Origin of the sequence: Brevundimonas sp., from assembly GCF_030704825.1 — a bacterium.
GTDB lineage: Bacteria > Pseudomonadota > Alphaproteobacteria > Caulobacterales > Caulobacteraceae > Brevundimonas.
Genome location: NZ_JAUYNX010000015.1, coordinates 90,400 through 105,440 on the forward strand (window position 1 = coordinate 90,400; position 15,041 = coordinate 105,440).

At 69.4% G+C, this 15,041-nt stretch carries 18 protein-coding genes; 12 read left to right on the forward strand and 6 right to left on the reverse strand.

Annotated elements, in window-relative coordinates; genetic code table 11:
• Positions 1–69 precede the first annotated feature (69 nt).
• Positions 70–945 carry a hypothetical protein gene (locus Q8Q71_RS08270; RefSeq protein ID WP_305759109.1) on the forward strand — a complete coding sequence of 292 codons (876 nt, stop codon included), beginning with the start codon at positions 70–72 and terminating at the stop codon, positions 943–945.
• Positions 946–1,031: 86 nt separating this feature from the next.
• On the opposite strand, the gene Q8Q71_RS08275 is transcribed toward Q8Q71_RS08270, so the two are convergent.
• The 3 genes from Q8Q71_RS08275 to secA are packed head-to-tail and all read right to left on the reverse strand — an operon-like array spanning position 1,032 to position 5,622.
• On the reverse strand, positions 1,032–2,198 hold the full coding sequence (locus Q8Q71_RS08275) for a class V aminotransferase (protein WP_305759110.1): 1,167 nt from the start codon (positions 2,196–2,198) through the stop codon (positions 1,032–1,034).
• A gap of 29 nt (positions 2,199–2,227) precedes the next feature.
• On the reverse strand, positions 2,228–2,674 hold the full coding sequence (locus Q8Q71_RS08280; protein WP_305759111.1) for a hypothetical protein: 447 nt from the start codon (positions 2,672–2,674) through the stop codon (positions 2,228–2,230).
• A gap of 50 nt (positions 2,675–2,724) precedes the next feature.
• Positions 2,725–5,622, reverse strand: coding sequence for a preprotein translocase subunit SecA (secA, locus tag Q8Q71_RS08285; protein ID WP_305759112.1), 2,898 nt, complete (start codon positions 5,620–5,622; stop codon positions 2,725–2,727).
• A gap of 242 nt (positions 5,623–5,864) precedes the next feature.
• Here secA and Q8Q71_RS08290 point away from each other — a divergent pair, with 242 nt between their 5' ends.
• From Q8Q71_RS08290 to Q8Q71_RS08305, 4 genes are read left to right on the forward strand one after another with little or no spacing between them, the layout of a single operon-like run.
• Positions 5,865–6,809 (forward strand): peptidylprolyl isomerase, encoded by a 945-nt coding sequence (locus Q8Q71_RS08290; RefSeq protein ID WP_305759113.1) that lies wholly within the window; start codon positions 5,865–5,867, stop codon positions 6,807–6,809.
• Positions 6,806–8,188, forward strand: coding sequence for a bifunctional glutamate N-acetyltransferase/amino-acid acetyltransferase ArgJ (argJ, locus tag Q8Q71_RS08295; protein ID WP_305759114.1), 1,383 nt, complete (start codon positions 6,806–6,808; stop codon positions 8,186–8,188). Before Q8Q71_RS08290 ends, argJ begins: the two co-directional genes overlap by 4 nt.
• On the forward strand, positions 8,185–8,595 hold the full coding sequence (locus Q8Q71_RS08300; protein ID WP_305759115.1) for a (deoxy)nucleoside triphosphate pyrophosphohydrolase: 411 nt from the start codon (positions 8,185–8,187) through the stop codon (positions 8,593–8,595). The genes argJ and Q8Q71_RS08300 overlap by 4 nt, the downstream gene beginning before the upstream one ends.
• Before the next feature lie 19 nt (positions 8,596–8,614).
• A complete protein-coding gene (locus Q8Q71_RS08305; protein WP_305759116.1) occupies positions 8,615–8,797 on the forward strand; it encodes a Flp family type IVb pilin in 183 nt (60 codons plus the stop codon).
• Positions 8,798–8,801: 4 nt separating this feature from the next.
• On the opposite strand, the gene Q8Q71_RS08310 is transcribed toward Q8Q71_RS08305, so the two are convergent.
• Positions 8,802–9,686 carry a methyltransferase domain-containing protein gene (locus tag Q8Q71_RS08310; RefSeq protein WP_305759117.1) on the reverse strand — a complete coding sequence of 295 codons (885 nt, stop codon included), beginning with the start codon at positions 9,684–9,686 and terminating at the stop codon, positions 8,802–8,804.
• Here Q8Q71_RS08310 and Q8Q71_RS08315 point away from each other — a divergent pair.
• The 7 genes from Q8Q71_RS08315 to Q8Q71_RS08345 all read left to right on the forward strand — a co-directional run bounded on the left by Q8Q71_RS08315 (position 9,685) and on the right by Q8Q71_RS08345 (position 13,876).
• Complete coding sequence (locus Q8Q71_RS08315) at positions 9,685–10,491, forward strand: ComF family protein (protein ID WP_305759118.1); 807 nt, start codon at positions 9,685–9,687, stop codon at positions 10,489–10,491. The two genes, Q8Q71_RS08310 and Q8Q71_RS08315, sit on opposite strands and share 2 nt — an antisense overlap.
• 59 nt (positions 10,492–10,550) lie before the next feature.
• Complete coding sequence (gene grxC, locus Q8Q71_RS08320) at positions 10,551–10,808, forward strand: glutaredoxin 3 (protein ID WP_305759119.1); 258 nt, start codon at positions 10,551–10,553, stop codon at positions 10,806–10,808.
• Positions 10,808–11,644, forward strand: coding sequence for a carbon-nitrogen hydrolase family protein (locus Q8Q71_RS08325; RefSeq protein ID WP_305759120.1), 837 nt, complete (start codon positions 10,808–10,810; stop codon positions 11,642–11,644). Before grxC ends, Q8Q71_RS08325 begins: the two co-directional genes overlap by 1 nt.
• Entirely contained in the window at positions 11,641–12,072 is a 432-nt protein-coding gene (locus Q8Q71_RS08330) for a DUF1178 family protein (protein ID WP_305759121.1), read from the forward strand. Before Q8Q71_RS08325 ends, Q8Q71_RS08330 begins: the two co-directional genes overlap by 4 nt.
• A gap of 3 nt (positions 12,073–12,075) precedes the next feature.
• A complete protein-coding gene (locus Q8Q71_RS08335; protein ID WP_305759122.1) occupies positions 12,076–12,816 on the forward strand; it encodes a helix-turn-helix domain-containing protein in 741 nt (246 codons plus the stop codon).
• Positions 12,817–12,920: 104 nt separating this feature from the next.
• Complete coding sequence (locus Q8Q71_RS08340; RefSeq protein ID WP_305759123.1) at positions 12,921–13,388, forward strand: DUF6265 family protein; 468 nt, start codon at positions 12,921–12,923, stop codon at positions 13,386–13,388.
• Positions 13,343–13,876 carry a GNAT family N-acetyltransferase gene (locus tag Q8Q71_RS08345; protein WP_305759124.1) on the forward strand — a complete coding sequence of 178 codons (534 nt, stop codon included), beginning with the start codon at positions 13,343–13,345 and terminating at the stop codon, positions 13,874–13,876. The genes Q8Q71_RS08340 and Q8Q71_RS08345 overlap by 46 nt, the downstream gene beginning before the upstream one ends.
• 4 nt (positions 13,877–13,880) lie before the next feature.
• On the opposite strand, the gene Q8Q71_RS08350 is transcribed toward Q8Q71_RS08345, so the two are convergent.
• Positions 13,881–14,102, reverse strand: coding sequence for a hypothetical protein (locus tag Q8Q71_RS08350; protein WP_305759125.1), 222 nt, complete (start codon positions 14,100–14,102; stop codon positions 13,881–13,883).
• A gap of 107 nt (positions 14,103–14,209) precedes the next feature.
• Positions 14,210–15,013: a bifunctional 2-polyprenyl-6-hydroxyphenol methylase/3-demethylubiquinol 3-O-methyltransferase UbiG gene (gene ubiG, locus Q8Q71_RS08355; protein ID WP_305759126.1), complete on the reverse strand. Its 804-nt coding sequence runs from the start codon at positions 15,011–15,013 to the stop codon at positions 14,210–14,212.
• Between the last annotated feature and the right edge of the window lie 28 nt (positions 15,014–15,041).

Sequence of the window (15,041 nt, forward strand, 5' to 3'; positions counted from 1 at the left end):
GTGCGCGACAACCCAATTCGGTGCTAGGCGTTAACCTGTATGAACCGTGAAGCTGGAGCGCTCCCCCGCATGCGACGCTTTTTCGTCTGGTCGGCCCTGGCGGCCGTGATCGGCCTGGTCCTGGCCGGCTCCGGCTACTGGGCCTACTGGAATTTCTATTCCCGGTTCCAACCGGTGACCGTCACGCGGAACCAGGCCGCCATTCAACGGCTGCTGGACGAATCGTCCTGGGTCTCGGCCGGAGGCGGCGGCGAGCCGCTGTACATCATCGGCTATCGCGACTCGGCGGCCCTGCAGCGCTACGAGCGCGAGGAGGTTCCCAAGCTGCGCGCCGCGGGCGTCGAGGCCCGCATCATCCTCTTCGCCCGTCCGGATCGCGAGGGCCTGACCCAGTCCACCGCCGCCGAGCGCGCCACCATCGCCGAACTCTGGCTGACCCGCGACTGGACCCTGTACCAGCGCTGGACCGCTACCCCGACGCGCAACTGGACCGCTGCCGGCATCCCGGCCGCGGACGGCAACCTGGCCCGCGGGGCCGTGGTCGAGGCCGGCCGCACCTTCGTCGCCCGCCTGACCGAGGATCTCGGCCAGGCGGGACTGCAGACGCGCTATCCGCTGATCATCTGGCGCGACCGCGAGGGCTTCATGAAGGCCTGCGCCTGTTCCGACAGCCGGTCCTGGGTCTTCATCCGCGACGATCTCGACGCGCCGGACCGGATCGATCCGCCCGCCGTCGCGCCGGGCGACCCCCAGCCCCCCCTCCCGTATCCCGGCGACGGCGGGCCCGAGAGCCTGCCCTATCCGACCCTGCCGCCGATCCCGCCGGCCGCCGGCCAGCCGGCTCCGGTTCCCGGCGCTGCGCCGGCCCCGGCCCGTCCGGCGACGCCGCCGGCGCCTCGCCAGGCGCCCGAGGCCAAGAAGAGCGACGACACCACCTTCTTCTGACGCGAGGCCGTCGTCGATGTCGCGCCCGGCGCGTCGCGCATGTCGACGGTGAATTGTCTCTGTCGATGACCTGGGGACAGCGCGGGTCAGAGCACTCGCTTGCAGACCTCGATCAATCGTTCGACATCCTCCGCGTCCTGGTAGAGGCCGAAACCGAAGCGGATCGTGTCGTCACGCACGTCGGTGACCACATTGGCCGCCAGCAACCGCGCCCGCCAAGCCTGCGCATCCGCGTGGCGGAAGGCCAGGAAACGCGCCCGTTCGGCTTCATTGGCGACAGGGTTGATCAGTTCGGCCCGGGCCAGCCGTCCGGCCTCTCCCCCCGTGACCGCGTCCTGGAAACGGCGCATCAGGCCGCGCGCGTGATCGGCCACGGACACGGTGGTCAGGCCGGCCTCGTCAAGCATCCCGCGCACGCCGTTGAAGCGGTAGAGCGGCGTGGCGTCGAAGGTGGCGCCCCAGAACCGCCCCGCGTCGGCGCGGTACTGGACGTCCTCGGGCCGTCCCATCAGGTCGCCGAACTCGGCGAACCAGCCGGTCGCCACCGGCCGGGGGCAGAAGCCGTCCGGCGCGTGCATGATGCCTGCGCCCTCGCCGGACATGGCGTATTTGTAGCCGCCCGTGACATAGAACACCCGGTCCGCGACGGCCGACAGATCGGTGGGCGTGGCCATGAAGCCATGGTAGCCGTCGACGAGCACCCACGGCCCGGCCGGATCGGCCAGGGCCGCCAGATCGGCCAGCCGGCCGAAGACCTGACCGGTCTTGAAGAAGATCTGGCTGACCACGATCCAGTCGAAGCCCCCGCTCCGGGCGGCCTCCACAAAACGGTCCTCGAAGGTTTCGAACGGATGCAGGGGCACCCGGGTGACCAGGGCGTCTCCCGCCTCCTCCCAGCGCTCCCCCTGGCGGCGGAAGGAGTGGAATTCGCCGTCGGTCGACAGGATGCGGACCGGCCTCTTTTCGAACCCCGAAAAGATGCGCAGCAGGAAGTCGTGGGTGTTGGGCGCGAACACCACCGAGTCGGGCGACGGCAGGTTCAGTTCGCGGGCGACATGACCCTGGGCCTCCGGGACGACCTCGCCGAAGATCAGGTCCCATTTCCGGTCGGCGAATCTGTTCGCCTCGACCCAGGCCCGGACCTGCCCGTCGAACGAGGCGTCCGGCCACAGATGGTGGCTGTGTGCGGCGAAATGCAGCCGCTCGGGATCGAGCGACAGGGCGCGGGAGAACAGGTCCTTGCGAGCGGCCATCAGTCTCTCCCCACCACCAACCGTCACGCCTATTCCGCCGACATGGCAGTGGCGACAACTCCCTCGAGAGGAAGGGAGCTGGATATCACGATCACGGTCTCGACGATGTCGGGCTCACGCGACAGCCTGAAGGAGATGACGTGTGCAATGCGCTGGCTGTCGACATCCACGGACCATGAGATCCCCCGGGGCATTCCTCTCCCGGCGTTCGTGGTGCCGACATACCGCGCTCTCGCCAGGTAGTGATGCTCGGCCTCCGCGAGCCGATCGACCTCAAGCAGGCTCTGCGCCCGCCCGACGCTGATCGGCTTCAGCGACGCGTCGCCCAGAAGGTCCATCGCCTCCTGCTGGTGCAATCGCTCTACGGGCGCGGCGCGGAAATCACCGGTCAGCCATTGAGCATTGCTCGAATGGTCGACCGAGCTGCACGCCATGCTGAACACGGCGGCTGCGATCATCAGCGAGCGCGCGATCATCAGCCCGTCCCTCCTGCCGTTCTCTAACGGCCGGCGTAGCACATTGACGCCTAGATCAAACTGCCGTGGCAGTGTTTGAACTTGCGGCCCGACCCACAGGGGCAGTCGGCGTTGCGCGGGGTGCGTTCCCAGCCGGGCGGCAGGGCGTCGACCGGCAGCCGGGCGCGATCGTCGCCGCCCAGCAGGCCTTCCGGGTTCTGCGCCGACGGGTTCGCCATCTCGTTCTCGCCGGTGCCCGGGTTCAGGTGGATTTCCTGAAACTCGGGCAACTCCATCGGCGGCGCGGCCTGTTCGAAGCGGAACTCGACCGTCATCAGCCAGCGGGTGACGTTGTGGCGCAGCTCGTACAGCAGCGTCTCGAACAGGTTGAAGGCCTCGGTCTTGTACTCGTTCAGCGGATCGCGCTGGCCATAGCCCCGCAGACCGATGACGCCGCGCAGATGGTCCAGATGGACCAGGTGCTCGCGCCACTGCATGTCGATCATCTGCAGCATGAACTGCTTTTCCAGACCCCGCGTCTGCTCGGCCCCGATCTGCTCCAGCCGCTCGGCGGCGCGGGCGTCGGCGGCGGCGACCACGCGTTCCTCGATCTCCTCGTTGGACACGCCCTCCTCGGCCGCCCAGTCGTGCAGCGGCAGATCGAGGCCGAGGGTGGCTCTCACCTTCTCGTCCAGGCCGTCGATGTCCCACTGCTCGGCATAGGCCTTGGGCGGCATGTGCTTTTCGATCAGGTCGGAGATGACGTCGTTGCGGAACTCGCCGACCAGTTCGGACAGATCGGTGGCGTCCATGAACTCCTGGCGCTGCTCGAACACGGCCTTGCGCTGGTCGTTCACGACGTCGTCGTATTTCAGCAGGTTCTTGCGGATGTCGTAGTTGCGCGTCTCGACCCGCTTCTGGGCGGTCTCGACGGCGCGGTTCAGCCACGGGTGGCTGATGGCCTCGCCCTCGGCCACGCCGAAGCTGCGCATGATGGCGTCCAGACGGTCGCCGGCGAAGATGCGCAGCAGATCGTCCTCGCAGGACAGGAAGAATTTCGACGTGCCGGGGTCGCCCTGGCGGCCGGTGCGGCCGCGCAGCTGGTTGTCGATGCGGCGGCTTTCGTGGCGCTCGGTGCCGAGGACGAACAGGCCGCCCGCGGCCAGCGACTTCTGCTTCTGCACGGCGATGTCGGCCTTCAGGCGCGCCTCTTCGGCGGCCTCCATCTCGGGGGTGACCTCGACCGCCATGTTGCGGTTTTCCTGGCGCCACTTCTGGAGCCGCATTTCCAGGTTGCCGCCCAGCTGGATGTCGGTGCCGCGGCCGGCCATGTTGGTGGCGATGGTCACCGCGCCGGGCAGGCCTGCGTCGGCGACGATATAGGCTTCCTGCTCGTGCTGGCGGGCGTTCAGCACGCTGTGCGGAATACCCTTGCCGGTCCGGACCTCGATGTCGAAGTCCTCGTCCTTCAGCGCCTGGTAGGCCTTCTTGGCCTCGCGCCGCACCTTCTCGTCATCGCTGGCGACCTGCTCCAGCAGGTGGGCATGCTGCGGCTTCAGCGTCTTGAGCGTGACCTCGTACTCATAGGTCTTGAGCAGGTCGGACAGGGTCTCCGACTTTTCGATGGAGACAGTGCCGACCAGGATGGGCTGGCCCTTGACGTGGCATTCGGCGATCAGGCCGGCGATGGCCAGGTTCTTCTCGACGGCGGTGCGGAAGATTTCGTCGTCGTGGTCGATGCGCCTGACCGGCCGGTTGGTCGGCACCTCGAGGACGTCCATCTTGTAGATGTCGAGGAATTCCTGCGCCTCGGTCGCCGCCGTGCCGGTCATGCCGGACAGCTTCTCATAGAGGCGGAAATAGTTCTGGATCGTGACCGAGGCCAAGGTCTGGTTCTCGGGCATGATCTTCACGCCCTCCTTGGCCTCGATGGCCTGGTGGAGACCCTCGGACAGCCGGCGCCCGGTCATCATCCGACCGGTGAACTCGTCGATCAGCATGACCTCGCCGGCCTTGATGATGTAGTCCTTGTCCTTCTGGTACAGGGTGTTGGCCCGCAGCGCCTGGTTGATGTGGTGCACCAGGGTGATGTTGGCCGCGTCGTACAGGCCGGTCGTGTCGGCGGCGAACAGGCCGCGCGCCTCCATGATCTCCTCGACCTTCTCGGACCCCTCCTCGGTCAGCAGGGCCTGACGCTGCTTCTCGTCCAGATCGTAGGTGGTCTTGTCCTGGATCAGTTCCTTGATGATGCCGTCGACGATCAGATAGAGGTCCGACCGGTCTTCCGTCGGGCCCGAGATGATCAGCGGCGTGCGCGCCTCGTCGACCAGGATGGAGTCGACCTCGTCGACGATGGCGAAATGGTGCGGGCGCTGCACCATTTCGCGCCGGTCATAGACCAGGTTGTCGCGCAGATAGTCGAAACCGAATTCGTTGTTGGTGCCGTAGGTGATGTCGGCCGCATAGGCCGCCTGCCGCTGGCCCGACGACAGGCCATTGACGATGACGCCCACGTCCATGCCCAGGAAACGATAGACCCGGCCCATCCATTCGGCGTCGCGCCGCGCCAGATAGTCGTTGACGGTGATGACGTGGACGCCCTTGCCCAGCAGGGCGTTCAGATAGACCGGCGCCACGGCGACCAGGGTCTTGCCCTCGCCGGTCCGCATCTCGGCGATGCCGCCGTCGTGCAGAATCATGCCCCCCGCCAGCTGAACGTCGTACTGGCGCTGCCCCAGCACCCGCTTGGAAGCCTCCCGCGCCACGGCGAAGGCCTCGTTCATGACCTTGTCGAGCGTCTCCCCGCCCGCGATCCGGTCGCGGAAGGCGTCGGTCATCATCCGCAGCTCGTCGTCGGACAGGGCGGCGAATTTGGCCTCCAGCGCATTGATCTTCTGCACCCGGCCCATGAAGTCCTTGACCTTGCGGTCGTTGGAGGAGCCGAAAATCTTCTTGGCGATGCCGAGCATGAGTGATCCGAAGGCGGGCGAGCGCTGGGGCTCTGGTACTGAAGGGTCCCGAAGGAGCGGCGGCGGCGGCGCGCCGGGGGAGGGCCTCGGCGGCGGCGGCCCGGTGCGCCTGTCACAGGCGCGCGCGAGGGCCGCGCGAACGTTCGAAAACCCCTCGACTTGGGCGCAGGCGGGACTTAAGCACCGGCCTTATCCCTGTCAACGCGAGGGCCTTTCCCGCCCCGTGACGGAGCGCGCCCCAAATGAGGCTTTCCAGCACCTTCGTCCCCGTTCTGGTCGCCATGGGCCTGGCCCTGGCGGCCTGCGGCCGCGGGCCCAGCACCGACCGCCCGCCGCAGGCCGGCGACCGGGCCGTGGCCACGGTCCAGGATCAGACGATCTGGGCTTCCGACGTCAAGCGCGAGGCCGTGGCCCAGGGACTGGTGGGCGAAGGCGAGCCGCTGGACGTCACCTCCGACCTGTTCCGCCGCGTACTGGACGAGGTCATCGACCAGAAGCTTCTCGCCAAGGAGGCCGAGCGGCGCGGGCTGGACAATTCCGCCCTGGCCCAGCGCCGGCTGGCGGCGACGCGCGAGCGCATCCTCGGCGACATGCTGGTCGAGACCGTGGTCAACGGCTCGATTTCCGACCGCGCCGTGGAGACCATCTATCAGGAGCAGGTGCGGCAGGCCCGGACCTCGGAGGAAATCCGCACGCGCCTGATCCTGTCGCGGACCCGGGCCGAGGCTGACGCCGTGGTCGGCATCCTGGCGCAGGGCGCGGTTTTCGAGGCCGTGGCCATGGAACGCTCGGTCGACGAGGCGACACGCTTCTCCGGCGGAGATCTGGGCTATTCGACCCTCGACGTGATGCCCGAGGCCTACGCCAACGCCCTGCTCGGCAAGGCGGCGGGTTCGACGGTCGGACCATTCCAGACCGAGGGCGGCTGGGCCGTACTCCGGGTCGAGGACCGTCGCCGCGAAACCCCGCCGACGCTGGAGCAGGCGCGGCCCCAGATCGTCCGCTACCTGACCTACGAGGGCGTGCGGCAGTTGCTGGAAGATCTGCGCGGGAAGGCCGAGATCGACGTTCTGCTGGCCCGGGACGCGGCCAGGTCGCAGGAACCGGCTTCGGCGCCCCCCGCCGCGGAGGCGCAACCGGCGCCCGTCGCGCCCGCGGCCCCGCCTGTCGCGCCGAAGGCTTCATGAGCCGGCCGTCGGACCCTGGCCGGGCCTCGACCGGTCAGAAGATCGAACAGGCGATAGAAAAGGCCTTCGACCCGCTGGCCACCGCCCTGAAACGCGCCACCACGCCCGGGAAGGCGACCCCGACCGCGCCGGGCAAGCCCGGCCTGGAGATTTCGCCCCTGGCCGTACCCTTCCCGACCATTCCGCCCATCGGCGGGGTCGAGATCGCCACCGCCCGCGCCGGCTTCTACAAGCACGAGCGCGACGATCTGACGGTGTTCAGCTTCGCGCGCGGCACGACCTGCGCGGGGGTCTTCACCCGCCACAGGATCGGCTCGGCCCCCGTCGACTGGTGCAGGCGCCATCTCGACGCCGAGGGCGGGGGACAGGACGTGCGGGCCCTGGTGATCAACGCCGGCTGCGCCAACGCCTTCACCGGCAAGGCCGGGGCCGACGCCGCCCGCCGCACCGCCTCCGAGGTCGCCAAACGCTTCGGCTGCCGCCAGCGCGACGTCATGCTGGCCTCGACGGGCGTGATCGGCGTGGTGCTGGACGACCACAGGATCGTCGCCCGGATGCCGGACATCGAGGCGGGGCTGGACCCCGACAACTGGGCCGCCGCGGGCCAGGCCATCATGACCACGGACACCTTTCCCAAGGGGTCGTACGCCGAATGCGAGATCGAGGGCCGCAAGGTCCGCATCGCCGGCATCGCCAAGGGTTCGGGCATGATCGCGCCCGACATGGCCACCATGCTGGCCTTCATCGTCACCGACGCGGCCATCGCCCCGCCGGTGCTGCGCGCCCTTCTGGGCCTGCACGTCCGCACCACCTTCAACAGCGTCACCGTGGACGGGGACACCTCGACCAACGACACCTGCCTGCTGTTCGCCACCGGGGCCTCGGGCGCGCCGCGCATCGGCCGGGTCGGCGACCGCCGGCTGAAATCCTTCTCGGCCGCGCTCGACCGGGTCATGCTCGATCTCGCCCACCAGCTGGTCCGCGACGGCGAGGGCGCAACCAAATTCGTCAAGGTCACCGTGGACGGGGCGGCCTCGCCGGCCTCTGCCCGCAAACTGGCCAAGTCGATCGCCGACAGCCCCCTGGTCAAGACCGCGCTGGCCGGCGAGGACGCCAACTGGGGCCGCGTCGTCATGGCCGTGGGCAAGACAGAGGAGCCGGTCGACCGCGACCGGCTGGCCATTCGCTTCGGGCCCCATGTGGCCGCGATCGACGGCGCCCCGTCGCCGACCTACGACGAGGCGAAGATGAGCGCCTATATGAAGAGGGCCGAGATCGACATCACCGTCGACGTCGGCTCGGGCCGCGCCTCGGCCACGGTCTGGACCTGCGACCTGACCAAGCGCTACGTCGAGATCAACGGCGACTACCGGTCGTGAGCGAAGGCCTTCCCACCGTCCTCGTCGTCGCCGTGGCCCTGATCGACGCCGACGGGCGCGTGCTGATCGCCCGGCGGCCCGAGGGCAAGCAACTGGCCGGCCTGTGGGAGTTTCCGGGCGGCAAGGTCGAGCCCGGAGAGCGGCCGGAACACGCCCTGATCCGCGAGTTGCGCGAGGAACTGGGCATCGACGTCAACGAGGCCTGCCTGGCCCCGTTCGTTTTCGCGAGCCACGCTTACGATTCGTTTCACTTACTTATGCCATTGTACCTCTGCCGACGCTGGTCGGGGGTGGTTCAGAACCGCGAGCACGCGGCGCTGAAATGGGTCAGGCCGAACCAGCTTTCGGACTATCCCATGCCTCCGGCCGACGAACCCCTGGTCGCCTGGCTGCGCGACCTGCTCTAGCCGCGAAAGGAGGCCGCCGATGACGAAACGCTTCCTCTCCCGCCTCCGGCGCGACGACAGCGGCGCAACAGCCATTGAATACGGCCTGATCCTGTCGTTGATGTTCCTCGTCATCCTCGGCGCCCTGAACGCCTTCGGCGCGACCGGCAGCGGCATTTTCAACGGCGCCATGGACATGCTCCGCGGCGCCATGGGCGGCTGACCGGTCACGTCTCGCCGGTCTGTTCCCTCACCCCCAGGGCATCCGCCAGCCGCATCTTCGCTGATCCACGCGGCAGCGGCTTCTGCTGACCTTCATGCGGAGCCCAGCCCGCCAGATGAACGATCTCGAACGTCGCCGGGATGCGGCCCTCGGCGTCGGCATGCCGTTCCGCATAGAGCTGCGCAGCCCGGGCCAGGATGCCCCGTGTCAGCGGCCGCACCGGACCCGCCAGCGCATTGGTTTCGCCCATGGCCCGCAGGTCGCGGATCAGGGCGGGCAGGCCGGGGTAGCGCACAGTGACCCGATCGACGTCGGCCACCGGCAAGGCGAAACCAGCTCTCTGCAACAGGGCCGCGCCGTCGAAGCCGTCGGCGAAGGGCGAGACCCGGGCCTGGGCCCCGCCGCGCGCCTCCAGCTCCGCCTCGGTCAGGACCGCACGCAGCTCCTTCAGCGTCCCGGCCCCCAGCAACGTACCGAGGAACAGCCCGTCCGGCTTCAGCGCGCGCCGGATCTGGCTCAGGGCGCCGGGCAGGTCATTGGCCCAGTGCAGGCTCATCAGGGAGACGATCAGGTCCTGCGACCCATCCGCCAGTTCGACGGGCGCCGCCCCCGGCTCGGCCCGCGCGGCCCGGTCTCCGACGATCTTCACCGGCCCGACCCGCGCGGCCGCCGGGTTTTCCGCCAGTGCGGTCTCGAAGGCTCCCGGATGGGCCGACAGGTCGGCGGCCTCGGGCCAGTCGCGGACCAGGGCTTCCAGGCTGCCGACGGCGTTCTCCGCCGCCCGCGCATGCAGGAAGTCGGCGCGGGAAAGCGTCCTTTCGCTGCGTTCCAGCCTTGCCGCGCGGCGCTGGACGTCGAAAATGCGGGGAGGACCGGAGGAGGGGCTCATGAGCCTTCAGGATGGGGTCTGGCGCGACCGATTGAAAGCGGCCGTTCCGGGGATTTCACGCCGCGCGCGGTCGCTGGGCCGCGGACTGGCCGACCTGTTGCTGCCGTCCCTCGCCCACGACAGTCCCCAGGCCGCGGCCTCCCCCGGCCTGACCGCCGGCGCCTGGAGCCGGGTGACCTTCCTCGAGGACCCGGTCTGCGACGGCTGCGGCGCGGGATTCGAGATGGACGGCGGCCCTTTCGCCGCACCCCGCTGCGCCGCCTGCCTGGCCCAGCCCTACGCCTTCGCCCGGGCCAGGGCCGCCTGCGTCTATGACGAGGCGTCTCGCGGCCTGATCCTGAAATTCAAGCACGGCGACCACCAGCCCTTCGCCCCGCTCTTCGCCCGCTGGATCGCCCGCTCGGCCGCTCCGCTGCTGGACGAGGCCGACGCCGTCGCGCCCGTGCCGCTGCACCGCTTCCGCCTGTTGTCGCGGCGCTTCAACCAGGCCGCCGAGATCGCCCGACCGCTGGCCCGCGACGCCGGGCTCGACTATCTGCCCGACGCCCTTGTCCGGACGACCCACACCACCCCCCAGGGCGGCAAGTCCGCCCGGGGCCGACGCCTGAACGTCAAAAAGGCTTTCGCCGTCAACGAGGCGGGCCGGCGCCGGATCAAGGGCCGCCGCATCCTTCTGGTCGACGACGTGTTGACCACGGGCGCCACCGCCGAGGCCTGCGCGCGCGCGCTGATCGATGCCGGCGCCCGCGCCGTGGACCTGGCCGTCGTGGCCCGGGTGCGCAGGGCGCGGGAATTGCCTACATAGGGCGGGCCCCGCCGCAGCCGTGCTGCTTGAGGGCCGCGTTATTGCACTGGAGTTCCGCCTTGGCCGACGTCGTCATCTACACCAAGCCCGGATGCGGCTATTGTTACGCCGCCAAGGCCCTGCTGGACCAAAAAGGCGCCGAATACACCGAGATCGTCGCCTCCCACGATCCCGCGAAAAAGCAGGAGATGATCCAGCGCTCAAAGGGACGGATGACCTTCCCGCAGATATTCATCGACGGAAGGCACATCGGCGGTTCCGACGATCTTCACGGCCTTGACCGGAAAGGCGAGCTGGACGCATTGCTCGGGGCCTGATGACCACCCTTCCGATCGCCCTGATCCAGACCCGCACCCCGGCCGGCCCGGCCGCTGCCTTCGCCCATGTCGCGCCGCTGATCCGCGACGCGGCGGCGGGCGGGGCGAAACTGGTCCTGACCCCGGAAGCGTCCAATTTCATGATCCGGGACAAGGACCGGCGCGAGGCCGCCCTGACCACCCAGGACCGGGATGAGGCGGTCGTCGCCCTGTGCGGCCTGGCCCGCGAACTGGGCGTCTGGCTGCTGATCGGCTCGGCCATCGTCCGGTCGGGCCATGAGGGCGACGACCGCGCGGCCAATCGCTCCCTTCTGATCGACGATCAGGGCGGGATCGTCGCGACCTATGACAAGCTGCATGTCTTCGACGTCGACCTGCCGACGGGCGAGCGCTGGCGCGAGAGCGCCACGGTCCGGCCGGGCGAGGAGGCTGTCGTCGCCGACACGCCGTGGGGCCGGCTCGGCCTCACCATCTGCTACGACATCCGCTTCCCGCAGCTGTACCGCGCCCTCGCCAAGGCCGGCGCGGTCATGATCGCCGTCCCCGCCGCCTTCACCGTCCCGACCGGCGAGGCCCACTGGGAGACGCTGCTGCGGGCCCGCGCCATCGAGACGGGTTGCTGGATTCTGGCCCCGGCGCAGGCCGGGACGCATGAAGACGGCCGCCTTACCTGGGGTCGCTCGACCGTGGTCGCGCCGTGGGGCGAGGTGGCCGCGAAGCTGGACCACGACGAACCCGGCGTGCTGTTGGCGACCCTGGACCTCGACGCCGTCGACCGCGCTCGCGCCGCCATCCCCCAGCTGACCCACGACCGCGACTTCGCTGGGCCGCGATGATCCGCTACGCCCTCAGATGCGAGCACGAACACGCCTTCGAGGCCTGGTTCGGCGCCTCGGCGGACTATGACGACCAGGTCGCGCGTGGCCTCGTCGAATGCCCCCACTGCGGTTCGCGCGACATCTCCAAACAGATCATGTCGCCGGCCGTCGCCGGCACGAAGAGGGCCGTCTTCCAGTCCGACGCCGCCCGCATGCAGACCCTGATGATGCAGGCCGCGCGCGAGGTTCGCAGCCACGTCGAGGCCAATTTCGACTATGTCGGCGACGCCTTCGCCCGCGAGGCCCGCGATATCCACGAGGGCCGGTCCGAAAAGCGCGAAATCTATGGCGAGGCCACCCCCGCCGAGGTGAGGAAGCTGAAGGATGACGGCGTCCCCTGCGCGCCCCTGCCCCCGCTGCCGCCCGATCCCGCCAAGACGCACTGACCGGTGGGAGAGGCGGATCGCTATCAGGAGTTCGAACCGCCGCCCGCGCTTCGTCCCTTCGTCCGCACGATCTGGACCTACGCCGCTCCGGCGCCCGAACCGACCGTGCAGCGAATCGCGCCTGACGGCTGCCCCGAACTGATCCTCGATATCGGCGCCCCTTATGAGGAGCAGGGGGATGACGGCGTCTTCCGCCTCCAGCCCCGGGCCCTGTTCGCGGGCCAGATGACCCGGCCCCTGGCCCTGCGGCCCGTCGGCCCGGTCGAGCTCGTCGCCGTCCGTTTCGAGCCCGACGGCGCGCGCGCCTGGCTGGGCCGTTCCGCCGCTGAAGCCACCGACCGCCGCCTCGACATGACCGCCCGCCTCGCCGGTGTGATCGCCCCGGCGGGCGATCCGGAAGCCCAGGTCGCGGTCATGATCCGGGTTCTGGAAGATCACCACCGCCGCAACGCGTGGTCGCTCGATCCCGCCGTCCGCGCCGAGATCGAGGCGGCCGCCGCCGAACGACCTTCGCCCCTTCGTTCGGCCACAGACCAGCGCGCTCTGCAGCGCCGCTTCCGCGATCGGGTCGGCGTCCCGCCTCGCCTGCTACGCTCGGTTCTGCGCTTCCGGCGCGTCTTCGATCACGCCGCAGGTCCCAACGCCCTCGGTTGGCTCGAAGCGGGTCTGGAAGCGGGGTATTTCGATCAGCCGCAACTGGCCCGCGACTTCCGCCGCTTCCTCGGCTGCACCGCCACCGAATGAGCCCGGGACCAGATCGGCCTCGCCCGCCGGATCGCGTCGCAATCCTACAAGCCCGGGCCGCTGTCGCCGCACTAGGGTCGTCGCAGCAACCGAAAGGATTCTCCATGCTGACCGCCCTGCTCGCCGCCGCCCTCATCCAGACCGCGCCGACGCCCGCGACGGTCGCAACACCCGACCTGTCGTGGATGGCCGGCTACTGGCTGGACTGCTCCAACGGCCGCGAGGCGTCCGAGACCTGGAGCGATCCGCGCGGCGGTCTGAGCGTCGGTCACGCCGTCACGGTCGAGAACGGCCGCGCCTCCTTCGAGGTGTCCCACATCGGTCCGACGCCGGGAGGCTTCGCCTATGTCGCCCAGCCCGGCGGCGCGCCGCCCACCGCCTTCGTTCTCGCCGAAAGCGGCCCGGGCCGGGCGGTGTTCGCCAATGCCGAAAACGACTTTCCGACGCGCGTCATCTATGAACGCGATGGCGACACCCTAAAGGCCCGGATCGAGGGCGAGATCGGCGGACAGGCGCGGAGCATGGAATGGAATTTCAGAGCGGCCCCGTTGAACGCGCGTTGCCCGGTCTGACGTGGCGGGCGATGACGGCGGGCGATCTGGACGCCGTCGCCGACATCGCCGTCCTCGGCTTTCCGGATCATTTCGAGGGCCGCGACTGTTTCGGGAACCGGCTGGCGCTGAATCCGTCCGGCTGTTTCGTTCTCGCCGCCGGCGAAGGTCCGCCGAAAGGCTACCTCATCGCCTATCCCTGGCGAGCCGACGACGCGCCGGCGCTCAACACCCTGATCGGGGCGATCCCGGACGACGCGTCCGTGATGTATCTGCACGACCTCGCGCTCGACCCGGCGGTGCGAGGCGACGGCTGGTCCCGACCGATCGTCGAACGGGTGGCGGACGAGGCGCGGGCCGCCGGCTGGCCGATGCTGGCGCTTGTCGCCGTCAACGCCGCCGCGCCGTTCTGGGAACGGCACGGCTTTGCGGTCGTCGAGGCGTCCGGCATGGCCGCCAGACTGGCCAGCTATGGCCCGGACGCCCGCTACATGATCCGCCGCCTGTAAGACCCTAGCTGCGGGTCCAGCCCTTTTCGGCCATGCAGTCGCGGAAGGCGTCGCTGTGCTGACCCTTGCCGGTCGAGGCGCGGCAGGCGTCGCGGGCGCTGTCGAACGGCTGGGCGTTCTCGCCGTGCCAGGCGAGGTCGTCGCTGTCGCTGGCGTCGATGACGGTGACGCAGGCCGAGGTCATCAGGGCGGCGGAGAGGGCGGACAGGATCAGAAGGCGTTTCATGCAGCAGGCTCCGGTGGGGAGGTGGAAGGAGCGCTCCTCATCCCATCGTCAAGCTTGGCTGTCCCGTTACTTCGGCGTCAGGTGCATGAACGCTGGATGAACCGGCCTCAGTCCCGCGTGGCGATCATCATGTAGTTGATCCCGGCGTCGTCCGATTCGCTCCAGCGATCCGTGAACGGATCCCAGGTCAGACCATACGGTCCGCGCACCGCCACCGGCTCCTGCGACAGCATCAGGCGGATCTCGTCGGGCTTCAGGAACTGGCGCCAGTCGTGGGTTCCGGCCGGCACCCAGCGCAGGACGTATTCCGCCGCGATCTTTCCCAGGGCCAGCGACTTCAGCGTCCGGTTCAGGGTCGCCACGATCATCATCCCGCCCGGCTTCACCATCCGCGAACAGGCGCGGATGAAGGCCTCGGGATCGGCCACGTGCTCGATCACCTCCAAGGTCAGGACCACGTCGAACGGCCCGGCCCCTTCGGCCTCCATCTGTTCGACGGTCGCGGCGTGCCAGGCGATGTCGAGGCCCTGCTGTTCGGCGTGCGCCCGGGCCGTGCCGATGTTCTCGGCCGAGGCGTCGATCGCGGTGACGGCGAAGCCCAGCCGCCGCATGGGTTCGGCGATCAGACCGCCGCCGCAGCCGATGTCCAGCAGGGTCAGGCCCGCGAACGGCGCCCGCGCCTTCACGTCCCGACCGAACCGCTCCGCCGCCCGGTCGCGGACGAAGGCCAGTCGGGCCGGATTGAATTTGTGCAGCGGCGCGAACGGCCCGCGCGCGTCCCACCATTCCGCAGCCTGGGCCGAAAAGCGCGCCACGTCGGCGGGATCGATCGACGGTCCCCGCGCCTGATCGCTGGAATCCGGGCTGCTTTGGGGTTTGCGCGCCGATACCGTGTCGTTAGAAGCGGCCATGGGCCGAGGGATGAACCCGCGCGGCCTT